Below are 13,831 nucleotides of genomic sequence, written 5' to 3'. Positions count from 1 at the left end.
GATAAGGGTTCAGACGAGGGCGGGGTATTTTGCCTTGGAGCCGATGCGTGAATGAGCGAATGAGTGAATGCGTGAATGGGCTACCGCACGAGACATGAGCTACCGCACGAGACATGGGCTGCCGCACGAGACATGAGCTGCCGCACGAGACATGAGCTGCCGCACGAGACATGGGCTACCGCGCGAGACATGAGCTGCCGCACGTTGCGTGGGCTACCTAAGGTGACATGGGCTACCGCACGAGATGAGACTGTTCATCTAAGTGTGTCCCCAATTTACAAATGAAGACGAAGAGATAAAATCCTCTCGCTACACTGGGCGCCCCTCCTGGTCTGGGCAAAACCTGACACACTCAGATGAACAGCGTCCTCAAGGCATCCCGGGCCATAAATGCATGACCACTCGTTGGACAGTAGAAAGCCAGGCTAATTGACCGTCTCAGTTGCCGCGACTCCCTCTGCGGTACCTTTCTATCCTTGCTCCTTAATCCCTTCCCCTGCACCTGCGGCCGCGCCCATCCCTCGCGGTAGCTTATTGAATTCTTCAATTATTCATTTATTCATTTATTCATTTATTCCGCCCCTCCGGCCGCCCCCCCTCAAAACAACAGCCCCTTCACCACCGCTGCGTAGCCCCGGCTGGCCCGGACGATCTCCCCATTGGTAAGTACCACATCGTAGCCGTGGCCTTCGCGGTAAATCTCGCGGATGGCCGAGCGGTTGATGATCGTGGAGCGGTGGATGCGCAGGAACTTTTCCGGATCCAGCCGGCTTTCCGTCTCCCCCAATCCGTAGGCGCTCAGGTAGGAGCGCTCGCTGGTGACCAGGGCGGAGTAATCGCCTTCCGCGCGGACGTACAGCAGGTCGGCAACGGGCAGGGCGACGTACTTGCCGCCCCGCTCCACGAGAATGCGATCGGGATAGCGGGTGGGGGAAGCTTCTTCGCGCAGTTGCTGCACCAGCCGCGCGACGTTGGGCTGCCGGCTATCGATGCGCTCCCGGACGCGGGCGATGGCTTGCTGAAAACGCTCGGCCGTGTAAGGCTTGAGCAGGTAATCGACGGCGTGGAGCTCGAAGGCCTCCAGCGCATAGCGATCGTAAGCCGTACTGAACACCACCAGCGGCAGTTCCTCCAAACTGGCCAGCACTTCCAGGCCGCTCATGCCTGGCATCTGGACGTCCAGAAAAACCAGGTCAGGGCGGTAAGCCCGGATGCGCGCCAGCGCCTCCACGCCGTTGGTGGCTTCGTCAACAATCTTCAGGTCAGGATACGCTTGCAAGTACTCCCGGAGCAGTTTCCGGGCCGGGGCTTCGTCGTCGATCAATAATACGGTCTGGGGCATAGCGCAGGGGGATGGTAAAAACACAGTGGGTGCCGGCGGAGTCGGAGTAGATGGAGAGGCTGGAGCCGTAGAGCAGGGCCAGGCGGCGGCGGGTATTGGCCAGGCCATAACCGGCGCTGTGTTCGGTCTTCGCCACATCGCAGGGTTTGCCGGTATTGAAAACGCTCAAGGTCAGGGCCTCCCCGCTGGCGCTGGCGGCGATGACCACCTCTCCACCAATGATGCTGGGGGCGATGCCGTGGCGCACCGCATTTTCTACCAGCGGCTGCAACAAGAGGGGGGGCACGAGGGCCTGGCGCAGGGGATCGTCGGGCGCAACAAGAATGCTGAAAGTGATGCGTTCCCCGAAGCGGGCCTGCTCCAGACGGAGGTAATCACTGACAAAATCCAGCTCTTCGCCCAGGGCAACGTATTCCCGACGGTTGGCCACCAGCTGGTAGCGAAACAGGTCGCTGAGCTGGGCAATCATCCGGCGGGTGTCCTCCTGCCCGGGTCCGGTGCTGGCGCTGATGGCGTTCAGGGAATTGTAGAGAAAATGGGGATTGAGCTGGGCCTTGAGGGCATTGAGCTCGCTTTGCAGGGCCAGCTGGGCGTTTTCAACCCTGGCCATTTCCGTGCGGGTAAAGTTGTGGTAGTAGTGCCAGGCGTGGAAAATACCGAATTGCAGCGTGTAGAATAGTCCGGGGATGTAAACGTCCCACCACTCCCCCGAACCCGAGAGGTGGTTCTTCTCGGTCCAGTTGTCAATGATCCAGTAGTAAGTCAGTTGCCAGCCTTTGATCCAGAAGGGCATCAGCACCAGGTTCAGGAGCAACTTCGTATCCAGCCGCCAGTGGCCAAACACCCGGAAAGTGAGGTAGCAGACGGGGACGGTAAAGAGCGCCTTGAGGGGGTAATCCAGGTAAATGATCCCCCAGCTCGGTCTGGCATCCGCGTACTGGGAGGTAAACGATAGGTAGAGCGAAAACATGTAGAACCCGGCAAAGCCCAGGTAGAGCAGGAAGAGCAAAAGCCATTCCCGCAGGGTTGCGCTCCGGGGTGAATGCGTCATTGGCCGGCAGGTTTGCGGAGGGTGGAGAAAGCCAGAAGTGCGGAGGCACAAAGTAGTCAATCTCCCCAATCCGTCGGGCGCTCTTTCGGTGAGTGGCCAGTTGGGGTGGTTGGGGGGCCAATGAGCGAATGCGTGACCGCCGGAAGCAGCAGCGCTAGCTAATGAGCGAATGCGTGACCGCCGGAGGCAGCAGCGCTAGCTAATGAGCGAATGCGTGAATAAGCGAATGCGTGAATGAGCGAATGCGTGAATGAGCGAATGCGTGAATGAGCTGCCGCACGAAACATGAGCTGCCGCACCAGACAGCCCTGCTAATGAGCTGCCGCACGAAACATGAGCTGCCGCACGGGATTGCCGGGGCGCTACTGCATAAACGTCGTAGATAACACCGCCATAAATATAGGCCACCGTTGCTCCTTAATCCCTTCCCTTGCACCTGCGACCGCGCCTATTCCTTGCGGTAGCCATTAGCTAGCGCTGCTGCCTACGGCGGTCACCCATTCACACATTAGTAGTAGCAAAGAGCCGGCGCAAACGGTACTTCCCCGAAATGTGGGTCGCGGCAATGAGTAAACCTCCCATGATGGCGATGTTTTTCATGAAAAAGATGCTCTGCAGGCGGTACGCATTAGAGCTCGGCTCCTCAGCCCAGAAGTCGTGGACGATGAAGGTGAGCGGGATCCAGTAGATCAGCAGCAGCACTGCACCGAGGCGCATGCGGTAGCCAAAAAGAATGGTTAGCGCCCCGAAAAGGAGCAAGAGAATGGCTCCGTAGAGGAAAAAATCCTGGTTCCAGGTAAGGCCATAAATGGTCATGGCCTCCTTGTTCAACCGTTCGTAGGCGAAGTAGTCGTACGCTTCAAAAAAGAAGATGAACGAGAGCAAAATGCGCCCCACCAAGTCAAAAATGTCTTTCATGCCGCGAAGATACGGCCGGGGGATTTGCCGGGGTGCCCGGGGTAGCCCGGCGGCGTGCTGCAAGACAAGACGGGGCATTGGGTCCGGGCGATGGGCCTTCCAAAGCCAACAATCGCTTACCTTTGGGCGACCCCAAAACCGTGCCTAGTGATGCGTCTGCTCCTTCTCTTTTTCTGCGGCTGCCTGCTGGCCGCCTGTAACCGCCAAACGGCGGCCGTGGCCAGCGTGCCCTCCCCCACCCCCGTGGCCAAGGCCCAGCCTACGCCAGCCCCCTTCCGCCCCGGCCTGGGCCCCACGGCCAACGATACGAGCCTGCTGTGGCGCATCGAAATGCCCGGCGTGGCCCAGCCCAGCTACCTCTTCGGCACCATTCACCTGATCCCCGAAAAAGACTACTTCCTGCCCGGCCGCGTCGTCAAGGCCATCAACGACAGCGAAGCGGTATTTTTTGAGATCGACCCCCGCGACATGCAGAATCCCGCCAAAATCATGGGCCTGCTCACCCGCATCAACATGCGGGGAGACACCAGCCTGGAGGACCTGCTCGAACCGGAAGCCTACGCCACCGTCGAAAATTATTTCACCGAATCGGGCCTGCCTTTTTTCATTTTCAAGCGCATGAAGCCCCTTTTCCTCTCCGCAATGGTCGGCCAGGACCTCGAAGCCATGCAGGGGGGCGAGGGCATGACGGCAGGGGGCATGAAAAGCTACGAAATGGAACTCACCGAACTGGCCGAAGCGGGCGGCAAAAGCATCGGCGGACTGGAAACAATGGAGTTCCAGCTGGGCCTTTTTGACTCCATCCCCTACCGCGCCCAGGCCACCATGCTCTACGAAGCGGTGGTGGCCGACCAGGGCAGCGAGACCGGCGATTTGCCCTCCGAAATGGAGCGGCTCGTGGCCATTTACCGCCGCCAGGCCGTCGCCGAACTGGCCAGCACCATCACCGAGGAAAGCGCGGGCGTCGCCCGTTTCGAAGAGCTGCTGCTCACCAAACGCAACGCCAATTGGGTGCCCATCATCCAGCAAAACATGGGGGCGCTCAACGCAGGTGCAGGGTTTTATGCGGTGGGAGCAGGGCACCTGGGCGGCGACCGTGGCGTGATTGCCCTGTTGCGCTCCGCCGGACTTACGGTGGAGCCTGTTTACTAGTGGCAAGACCCTTGGGCGTTTTAGACCATGGATTGCCTTGGAATTTGCCCAGGGTAGGTGGCAATCAAAACCCTACTAAAAATTGCTCCCTATCCCCCGCAGCCGTATCTTCGTAGGGTAAAATAAAGGATTATGGCATTATCAGATAAATACATTAATCCCCTGACTGACTTTGGGTTTAAAAAGTTGTTTGGAGAGGAGGTAAATGAAAAAGAGCGGGAACTTTACGAGGATAGCTTGAAGTATTATCGAGACCTCAAAAATGTAGTAGATACAGCATTTGAGGAGGGCGAGGTGAAAGGAAAAATCGAGAGCAAGACAGAAATTGCCAAAGGAATGAAAGCAGATGGTGTCCCCAATGAAAAAATCGCTCAATACACCGGATTATCTACAGAAGAAATTGAGAACCTCTAGCAGACACCACAATTCTCCAAACACCATACGCCTGCGGTAGGCATAACACAGACCACCCTCGGTAAATACTTGACTATTTCCCATTCTCCCGCACTTCCCTCTCCTTCCACCCAGCCTCGTTATGGCGGGCGGTGGACTATAAATGAACCTGTAAAAGCGGAAGAGATTAACGCCATCTTTCCCCCGCCCAGTCCAATTTCGTGCCCATGCAACTGACCATCCTAAAAATCGGCGGCAACGTCTTAGACCAGCCCGCTGCCCTGCACGATGCCCTCGATTATTTTGCCGCGCTGCCCGGCGCGGCGGTACTCGTCCACGGCGGCGGCAAGAAAGCCAGCCAGGTCTTGCGTGAGCTGGGCCACGAACCAGTGATGATCGACGGACGGCGCATTACCGACGCCGCTACCCTGGAGATCGTCACTATGGTCTACGCCGGCCTGCTGAACAAAGACCTCGTCGCCCAGCTCCAACGGCGGGGCTGCAACGCCATCGGCCTGAGTGGGGCCGACGGCAACAGCGTACTGGCCACCAAAAGACCGGTAAAAACGATCGATTACGGTTTTGCGGGGGATGTGCAGGCGGTCAATGCCGTTTTGTTGGCGGGATTGCTGGACCTGGGGCTGCGGCCCGTCCTTTGCCCCATTACCCACGACCAACGCGGGCAATTGCTCAACACCAACGCCGATACCATTGCCAAGGCTACGGCTACCGCGCTGGCCACCCACGGCTACCAGGTATCGCTGCGCTACTGTTTTGAATTGCCGGGGGTCTTGCGCGACCTCCACGACCCGGCTTCCGTCATCCCCGAGTTGAACCCCTCGCTTTACGCCGACGCCCTGGCCGACGGCAGCATCGGCGGCGGGATGATCCCCAAGCTGGACAATGCCTTCGCCGCCGTTGCCGCTGGCGTCAGCGAAGTCATCATCGGCGATCTGGCTGCGCACCGGGCGGGGCGGGGTACGCGTTGCCGGGCGGATGGGTAGCGCCGGTTCATGGGGTCGCTGGGGGAAGCTGACGACGGCCCAATAGCAAAAAGACCAACAAAAAGCACCCAAGCAACCGGCGGAGAGCATAACTTTACCCGCATGTCCAAACAGATCAAACACGTCGCCATCGCTGGCAACATCGGTGCCGGTAAAACCACGCTTTGCACGCGCCTGGGGCAGCACTTCGGCTGGGATGTTCACTACGAAAGCGCCGACGACAACCCCTACCTCAGCGACTTCTACAACGACATGCAGCGCTGGAGCTTCAACCTCCAGGTCTACTTCCTGCACAACCGCTACGCCCAGATCCTCCGCATCCAGGAAGGCGAACGGACCGTTATCCAAGACCGCACCATCTACGAAGACGCCCACATCTTCGCGCCCAACCTCCACGACATGGGGCTGATGACGCAACGGGACTTCGACAACTACACCAAGCTGTTCGAAACCATGACCAAGCGCATCTCCCCACCCGATCTGCTGATCTACCTGCGCGCGGGCATCGGCACCCTGGTGGCCCACATCGAAAGCCGGGGGCGGGACTACGAAGGCAGCATGTCGTTGGATTACCTCAAGAAGCTCAACCGCCGCTACGAAGACTGGATTTCGACCTACCGCGACGGCAATATCCTCATCATTGACGTAGACACCATCGACTTTGCCAACAAGGCCGAAGACCTCGGCAAGGTGGTCGAGAAAGTCCAGGCCAAACTCCACGGTCTCTTCGAAGAAGTCTAAATCCCCCAGCATGGACCTCAACGCCGACCTGGGAGAATCCTGGTACCACCAACGGATCGGGAACGACGAGGCCCTGATGCCGCTGCTGGACAGTTGCAACGTCGCCTGCGGTTTCCACGGCGGCGATGCGCTGACGATGCAAAAGACGATCGACCTGGCCCTCCGCCACGGGGTAAACATCGGGGCCCACCCGAGCTACCCCGACCGCAAGAATTTCGGGCGCAGGGTCATTCTTATGCCTTTGGAAGCGCTGGAAGCCCTCCTGCTTTACCAAATCTCGGCCCTGCGCGGCATGCTGGAGGTGGCCGGAGGGACGCTCCACCACGTCAAACTCCACGGCGCCCTCTACCACTTTGCCGGCGGCGACGCGGCGGCGGCTAAGGTGGTCGTGAGGGTCGTCAAATCCCTGGGCATCCCCATCCTCTACGGCTTGCCCGGCAGTGCTTTGGCGGCGGAGGCCCATGCTGCCGGCCTCGACTTTTGGCCGGAGGGTTTCGCCGATCGCCGGTACGACAATTCCCTGCACCTGCGGCCGCGCGATAAAGATGATGCCCTTCTGGAGGATCCCGCTGCCGCCGCCGAACAGGTGCGGCTGCTGGCGCGCTCGCAGCTCGTCCGGGCCCACAACGGAGATTTTTACCCGCTGTCCGTAAAAACCATCTGCCTCCACGGCGATCATCCCGGCGCGGTGGCGCGGGCCAGGGCCGTGCGCGAGGTGCTGGGACCAAGAAAAAAGTAGGATGGAGCAACCCCTGTTTTCCATCGTCATCCCCACCCACAACCGCGCCGCCCAGCTCCCGGCGGCCATCCAGAGTGTGCTGGACCAAAGCTACCCGCACTGGGAACTCATCGTCGTTGACGACGGCTCTACGGACGGTACCGCCAGCACCGTTGCCGCCTTCACCGACCCCCGCATCCGCTACCACTACCAGGAAAACCGCCAACTCAACGGGGCCCGCAACAGCGGCGTAGGACTGGCCCGGGGCGAATTTCTGGGCTTTCTGGACGACGACGACCTCCTGCAACCCGGGCACCTGGCCGTGCTGCACGCCGCCATGCGGGAAGACAAATTTCAGCACCCGATTTACCGCAGCGGACTGATCCTGCGCGGCAAAAGCGAAGAGAGGGGCGTCAATTACGTCAATGGCCAGGACGCGCTCGCGCAGTACTGGGCCCACCCCGCCGGACTGTTCGGGATGCTGATTCGTCGCGACCTGCTGCGGGCCAGGCCCTTTGATGAAGACCTGCTGTTGCTCGACGATTTCCTTTGGCTGAGCGCGGTTTTGGTGGAGCATCCGCTTTATCAGGTGGCGGCGCACACGGCCGTGGTCAACCTCCACCCCGCACAACGCAGCGCGACTTACCTGGACGAACAACGGCTGCAAGACAACATCCGCCGACTGGCCGCAGCCTACAACCTGCCGGGGGTGCCGCAGCGGGTGCCGTTTGAGTTTTACCGCCGGCAGGTGGTTCATCAGCACCTGCACTTCACCCGGCAGCTGGAGCGGAATGGGCAGCTTAGGGCGGCTTTGGGGAGCTGGTGGAAGGCGCTTTCTTATGCGCGGTGGGGGGATTGGCGGGAGCTGGGAGCTACGTTGGGGAAGGTTTTTTTCGCTCTTTTTTAGCGCTTCGCTCTTTTTTTGAACCACTACATATACTAGGGTAAAGAGCTTCGCTCTTTTTTTTGAACCACTAAGTTCACTAAGAGCACTAAGAGCAACTAAGGGAGCTTCGCTCTTTTTTGAACCACTAAGTTCACTAAGCAACACTAAGATTTTTTCTTAGTGCCCCTTAGTGAACTTAGTGCTCTTAGTGGTTCAAATACGAGAAGCGAAGCTCCCGAAAAAACAGAGGAGGATTAATCCTCATCAATCACCGCATCATCGATAAGGCTATCCCCATCCCCGTCGGAGTCGGTGAAACCAGTGATCATGCCGCCTTCTTTTTTCGGCTTTGCATTCGGGTCGGTCTTGATGGTCATGTCCTTGCCGCCTTCGTTGTGGTAATCGCCTTTGGCAAAACGATCGGCGCGATCGAAGAAAGAATCGGTACCGCCCAGGACGGACTCGGAGGTATCGCGGGCGCTTTCCTTGCCGTCGAAGGCGCGGGCGCGGGCTTCGGCCTGTTCGGCGGCGCGTTTGGCTTCTTCGATGCTTTCCTCGAGTTTCATTTTCTCTGCCTCGGTGTTGGCGTAGGTGACGAACTCATTGAATTTGCCTTTCATGTCGGCGCCCATTTCGGCGGCGCGGCTGAGGAGTTCGTCGCCTTTTTCCAGGACTTTGGCGCCTACTTCCTCACTGACTTCACCTACTTTTTCGGCCAGTTTACCGGCCTGTTCTTTGGCGGCGGCACCGGCTTTGGCGGCCCCATCAAGGGCGGAGCTGGCGGCGGCACCGATGGATCCGGCAGCTTTGGAGAACTTGCCCGGCTCGTCTTCGATGAGGTCTTCCTCGAAGTTGATCTTTCCCTTGGGGGCTTCGGTGGGGGAAGTGGGGACGAGGTCGCCCAGGTCAAAGTCTTCGCTGAAATCCAGGGGGTCGGTGGGGGGGGCGGGTTTGGTTTTGAGTTCGTCGAGCTGGCGGTTGACGGATTCGCTGGCTTTGTCCTTGAGTTCTTTGCCTTTGTCTACCGCCGCATCGGCATCGCGCCAGATCTTATCGCTGAGGTCTTCGAGGGCATCTTTGCCTTTGGCGATGTAGCCGGGGGCTTTTTCCATCAACTCGCGGGCGGCTTCTTTGGTGGTGTCCAGCAGGTCTTCGCTGGCGCTGGCCAGGTCGTCGCCCACTTGTTTGGCCGCCTCCCCTGCTTTACTGGCCTGGTGCTTGGCGACGGATTTGGCTCCGAAGAAAAGTTTTTTGAGATCGTTGAAAACCGGCATGACAGATGGATTGAAACGCTTGATGATGGTGAAGGGAGGTGAATGAGCAACTGCCCCGTTGCCCGGCCGGCAGCCGGAGCAGAGGGACTGTTGAAACGTCCCCAAGGTAGCGATTCGCTCACATTCGCCGAATTGTTTTCGACGAAAGCCGCCAATTCTTCCACTTAGCTTGCTCAAAACGCAAGAGGGGGAGCACCCACACTTGCGGATGCTCCCCCTGCTCGGAAGACAAAGCTGATGCCTGGATTAGAACATCATCAGCGTTGCATCGCGCTTGGCGACTTTCTTCTTCTTGCCCTTGGTTTGCTCGGCCAGTTTGACGGCGGAGTAGGCGTTGGCCAGGCCACCGGTGGCGGAGAGCTCGCCGAAGCTGATCAGCTCCTCGTCGCTGCCGGGCTTTTTCACCTGGAGGGTGACGGGCAGGGCGGATTCGAGGATGACTTCACGGACTTGCTGGGCGGTCAGGTCGGGGAAGTAGCTGCGCAGCAGGGCGGCGATGCCGGCCACCATTGGTGCGGCCATGGAGGTCCCGCTGTTCGTTTCGTATTCGCTGCCGGGGACGGTAGAGTAGATCCGGTGGCCGGGGGCGAAGACGTCGACGTAGCTCTTGTTGTAATTAGAGAAAGACGCTGCCAGGTCTTCGTTGTAGTTGGAGCTGGCCGCACCTACCTCGATCCAGGTCTTGCTGGTTTTCTTCTTGCCTTCGTAGGTGTCGTTGGGGTAGTTGTTTTCCAGCGTCAGCATTTTGCCGTCGTTGCCGGCGGCGTGGACGAGCAGGACGTCGTTTTTCTCGGCGTACTTCATCGCTTCGTCTACGGCGCCTTTGTAGGGGCTGTAGCCTTTGCCGAAGCTCATGTTGATGACGGAAGCACCGTTGTCCACGGCGTAACGGATGGCGTTGGCCACGTCTTTATCGCGCTCGTCGCCGTTGGGGACGGTGCGGACGGACATGATGCGGACCGTAGCGCCACCGATGCCGTCAACGCCGATGTTGTTGTTGCGCACGGCGGCGATGATGCCCGCTACGTGGGTACCGTGGCCGGCGTCGGGGCCGGTGACGTCGTTGTTGCCGTAGTTGCGGTCGTCGAGGTTGCCGGGGTTATCACCGACGATGCTGCGGGCGTCGAAGTCAACGTTGTAGTTGTACTCCACCTGGCCTTTCAGGTAGTCGAGGTAGCCGGAAAGCTCTTCGTAGAGGGAAGCCATGCTACCACCCTGGGCGGCGGCACCGGCGACGATGCTCTTGATCTGGTTGAGCATCATGTCCTGGGTTTCCAGGCCAGCGACGTCTTCGGCGGTGATGTCTTCGACGGGCTTGCCGATCTGGGCGATCATCTTATCGATGCCGGCGGAGATGGCCGTGATCTGGGCGTAAGTGGGGGCGAGTTCACCGACTTTCTCGTCGATGATCCGCTTGTATTCCACGTAGTCGTCGTACTCCGCTTTTTCGTCCTTGCTCAGTCCGTCGCGGTTGCGGTTGTTATATTTTTTGTGGTAGGTGTTGTAGAGGCGGACAATCTCGAGGTTCTCGTAGTTGACGTTTTCCCCATTTTTGCCGCCGATGAAGTTCCAGCCGTGGATGTCGTCCACGTAGCCGTTGTTGTCGTCGTCGATGCCGTTGCCGGCCACTTCGCCGGGGTTGGTCCAGATGATGGATTTAAGGTCTTCGTGCTCGACGTCCACGCCGGAGTCGATGACGGCCACGACGACCGTTTGGGCTTGTTTGCCCTGCAGGTAGGCGTGGGCTTTTTTGGCGCTCACGCCGGGGAAGGAGTCTTCCGTGCGGTCCAGGTCCCACCAGTTTTGGGGAGCTTCCATCTGGGCCACCAGCGCGGTAGAAAGCAGGAGGAGGGCGAAAAAGAGTAGTTGTTTCATGCGGTTGGCTTAGAATTAGCCCGCAAAGTAAGCGCTTTCGCGGCGCATTACCCGGCGGATTGGCGGAAAGGACTACCAAAATGGCTTCCCCGCCGACGAATTATTGCGGTTTGACGATAAACGTCGCCCCGGGCCACGGTGGTCCTTAAGGAAATTTTAAAGTTTGGGGCCCGGGCCTTCCCTTGCTCCCTGTCCTGACTCCCCCCTTCGGGGGGTCGGGGGGGAGCACCTGCGTCCGCGCCCTCCTGGTTCAAACAGCAGAATTGGGCGCGGACGCAGGTGCAAAGGAAGGACGAAGGAGCAATGCCGTATCTTCGCCCCATGACTTTTGAAGATCTTAACCTGAACAAGCCCCTGCTCAGCGCCCTGGACGACCTCGGCATCACGACGCCCACCGCCATCCAGGAAAAGGCTTTCGGGCCGATCATGGCGGGCCGCGACGTGGTCGGCATCGCCCAAACCGGTACGGGGAAGACCTTCGCCTACCTGCTGCCGAGCCTGCGGCTGTGGCAATTTACGAAGTCGCCCTACCCCCAGATTTTGATCATTGTGCCGACGCGCGAGCTCGTTTTGCAGGTCGTCGGGGAGGTCCGCAAGCTCTCCGCCTACCTCAATCTGGAAGTCGTCGGCGTCTACGGCGGCACCAACCTGAAGGTCCACAAGGCCGAGGTGGAAGTGGGCCTGGACGTCATCGTCGGCACCCCCGGCCGCCTGGTCGATCTGCTCAAAGACGGCATTCTGAAGCTCAAGCAGGTCAAGCGCCTCATCCTCGATGAGGTGGACGAGATGCTCGACCTTGGCTTCCGCGCCCAGCTCAACGACATCCTCGAATTCCTGCCCCGCAAGCGCCAACACCTCTTCTTCTCGGCCACGATGATCGACGAAGTGCTGGAAACCATCCAGCAGTTTACCGACCACTTTGAGGTGGTCGAAGCCGCCCCCTCCGGCGCGCCGCTGGAGAACATTGACCAATATGGCTACGCGCTGCCGAACTTCAATTCCAAGGCCAATTTGCTGGAGCACCTCCTGCAAACGGAGGCCGGGTTCCGCAAAGTCCTCGTTTTTGTGAGCACCAAAAAGCTGGCCGACATCCTCTACGAGCGCCTGGAACCCACCTTCGGCGAAGCCCTGGGGGTGATCCACTCCTCCAAGTCCCAAAACTTCCGCTTCAATACCGTGGCGGCCTTCGAGGCCGGCACCTACCGCTGCCTGATTGCTACCGACCTGGTGGCGCGCGGCCTGGACGTCTCAGCGGTCACCCACGTCGTCAACTTCGACGTCTCCGACACCGCCGAAAAACACATCCACCGCGTGGGCCGCACCGGCCGGGCTGAAGAACAGGGGGTGGCGATCACCTTCCACGCCCCGGAGGATGCGGAGGCGCTGGCCGCCATCGAGGCGCTGATGGGCCGCAGCATCCCCACCCTCCCCCACCCCGCGCCGCGCCTCCTCTCCGACGAGCTCATCGCCCTGGAGCAGGAACCCGAATACGTGGCGGAAAACACGGTGTTCATCCGCCCCGCCCCGGAAAATGCGGCCTTCCACGAAAAGAGCCTCAAAAACCAGAAAGTGAACGTCCGCGTGGGCCGCCGCGACAAAATGATGGCGAAATACAAAAAACCACAGACCAGGGGGCAGAAGCCAAGGGGGAAGAAGAAGGGGCGGAAGAGTTGAGGATTTAATATTCAATGGTCCGCTGCGATTTCAAGCTGCTCTAGCGGCGTAGTTCCTGACCTCCGCCAGTACCTCTTGACTTTTTGGCAGGTTCGGGTCAATCCCACACCTGCTGAAAATGCGTAAAGCCAAGCGCTCATTGGTATAGGCAGTTGTAATATCAGCCATGGAAAATGCTCCGCGTTCAAGGTCGGGAACCGCTAAGTGGTGGGCAGCTTTAGCCAAATTAACTACCGTTAGCGCGCAGTTGACGTGGAAGTCGATCTTAAGCCAATCACGCCCTTGCCCCTCTTCTAAACCGCTGAACTGCTTGCCATCGCGGAAAATGAATTCTTGTTGGTAACGACAGCGGTAAGCATGGACAATTTGTTCGGCTGGCTGATCAACATCGGTGCTCATGTATACCTTCACAGACTTGATTTTGTTTTTTTCGTCAAGTTGGTGTATAACCACGATACGGATTTTTAATCCTGCTACTTTTAGTTGAACCACGCCCGTCCAAGCAACGGTTTGAGGTGAACTCAGCGCTTCCACTCGACTAAATACGGCAGGATCAAGGTTAAATAAGTTGACAAAGCCAGCATATTCCTTAGGCCGCCCTTTTGACTTTTGTGGTCCGCTGTAGTAGTAGCGCAGACTGACGTTTTTACGCAAGCGGGAGACTACATGAAAACCTGCATTGACAACGCGTTGGATGAATGGATTTCGGGAAAAGTACGCATCGACTACCACGTATTTACTGATCTGGAGCAGTTCGTCAGCCCGTTGCTCAAGGATTTCGGCATAATAATCCAGCAAAGATT

13 protein-coding genes are annotated in these 13,831 nt (G+C 58.8%); 7 read left to right on the top strand and 6 right to left on the bottom strand.

Annotation, left to right across the window (positions count from 1 at the left end; translation table 11 throughout):
• Positions 1-598 precede the first annotated feature (598 nt).
• The 3 genes from H9S92_RS01445 to H9S92_RS01435 all read right to left on the bottom strand — a co-directional run bounded on the left by H9S92_RS01445 (position 599) and on the right by H9S92_RS01435 (position 3,311).
• Entirely contained in the window at positions 599-1,342 is a 744-nt protein-coding gene (locus H9S92_RS01445) for a LytR/AlgR family response regulator transcription factor (protein WP_187464951.1), read from the bottom strand.
• Positions 1,263-2,393 carry a sensor histidine kinase gene (locus H9S92_RS01440; protein ID WP_187464950.1) on the bottom strand — a complete coding sequence of 377 codons (1,131 nt, stop codon included), beginning with the start codon at positions 2,391-2,393 and terminating at the stop codon, positions 1,263-1,265. The genes H9S92_RS01445 and H9S92_RS01440 overlap by 80 nt, the downstream gene beginning before the upstream one ends.
• A 501-nt stretch (positions 2,394-2,894) precedes the next feature.
• Positions 2,895-3,311, bottom strand: coding sequence for a DoxX family protein (locus tag H9S92_RS01435; RefSeq protein ID WP_187464949.1), 417 nt, complete (start codon positions 3,309-3,311; stop codon positions 2,895-2,897).
• 150 nt (positions 3,312-3,461) lie between these two features.
• On the opposite strand from H9S92_RS01435, the gene H9S92_RS01430 reads away from it, so the two are divergent.
• The 6 genes from H9S92_RS01430 to H9S92_RS01405 all read left to right on the top strand — a co-directional run bounded on the left by H9S92_RS01430 (position 3,462) and on the right by H9S92_RS01405 (position 8,226).
• Positions 3,462-4,463 carry a TraB/GumN family protein gene (locus tag H9S92_RS01430; RefSeq protein ID WP_187464948.1) on the top strand — a complete coding sequence of 334 codons (1,002 nt, stop codon included), beginning with the start codon at positions 3,462-3,464 and terminating at the stop codon, positions 4,461-4,463.
• 132 nt (positions 4,464-4,595) lie between these two features.
• Positions 4,596-4,877 carry a hypothetical protein gene (locus H9S92_RS01425; RefSeq protein WP_187464947.1) on the top strand — a complete coding sequence of 94 codons (282 nt, stop codon included), beginning with the start codon at positions 4,596-4,598 and terminating at the stop codon, positions 4,875-4,877.
• Positions 4,878-5,083: 206 nt separating this feature from the next.
• Positions 5,084-5,860: an acetylglutamate kinase gene (gene argB, locus H9S92_RS01420; protein WP_222935930.1), complete on the top strand. Its 777-nt coding sequence runs from the start codon at positions 5,084-5,086 to the stop codon at positions 5,858-5,860.
• A 102-nt stretch (positions 5,861-5,962) separates the two neighbouring features.
• Positions 5,963-6,601 (top strand): deoxynucleoside kinase, encoded by a 639-nt coding sequence (locus H9S92_RS01415; RefSeq protein WP_187464945.1) that lies wholly within the window; start codon positions 5,963-5,965, stop codon positions 6,599-6,601.
• A 10-nt stretch (positions 6,602-6,611) separates the two neighbouring features.
• Positions 6,612-7,340, top strand: a complete 729-nt coding sequence (locus tag H9S92_RS01410; RefSeq protein WP_187464944.1) for a 5-oxoprolinase subunit PxpA — start codon at positions 6,612-6,614, stop codon at positions 7,338-7,340.
• A 1-nt stretch (position 7,341) separates the two neighbouring features.
• Positions 7,342-8,226 carry a glycosyltransferase family 2 protein gene (locus tag H9S92_RS01405; protein WP_187464943.1) on the top strand — a complete coding sequence of 295 codons (885 nt, stop codon included), beginning with the start codon at positions 7,342-7,344 and terminating at the stop codon, positions 8,224-8,226.
• 233 nt (positions 8,227-8,459) lie between these two features.
• On the opposite strand, the gene H9S92_RS01400 is transcribed toward H9S92_RS01405, so the two are convergent.
• Together H9S92_RS01400 and H9S92_RS01395 are read right to left on the bottom strand one after the other, a co-directional pair.
• Positions 8,460-9,479, bottom strand: coding sequence for a hypothetical protein (locus H9S92_RS01400; RefSeq protein ID WP_187464942.1), 1,020 nt, complete (start codon positions 9,477-9,479; stop codon positions 8,460-8,462).
• 246 nt (positions 9,480-9,725) lie between these two features.
• Positions 9,726-11,354 (bottom strand): S8 family peptidase, encoded by a 1,629-nt coding sequence (locus tag H9S92_RS01395; protein ID WP_187464941.1) that lies wholly within the window; start codon positions 11,352-11,354, stop codon positions 9,726-9,728.
• A gap of 321 nt (positions 11,355-11,675) precedes the next feature.
• Between H9S92_RS01395 and H9S92_RS01390 the strand changes: the two genes are divergently transcribed.
• A complete protein-coding gene (locus H9S92_RS01390; RefSeq protein WP_187464940.1) occupies positions 11,676-13,028 on the top strand; it encodes a DEAD/DEAH box helicase in 1,353 nt (450 codons plus the stop codon).
• Positions 13,029-13,058: 30 nt separating this feature from the next.
• Here the strand turns inward: H9S92_RS01390 and H9S92_RS01385 are convergent.
• The coding region (locus H9S92_RS01385; RefSeq protein ID WP_187464848.1) for a transposase at positions 13,059-13,831 on the bottom strand (773 nt) is incomplete at its 5' end.

It is taken from the genome of Neolewinella lacunae, assembly GCF_014349155.1.
GTDB classification, from domain to species: domain Bacteria; phylum Bacteroidota; class Bacteroidia; order Chitinophagales; family Saprospiraceae; genus Neolewinella; species Neolewinella lacunae.
The sequence above is the reverse complement of the archived record's forward strand: the minus strand, read 5'-3'. Positions and strand labels throughout refer to the sequence as shown.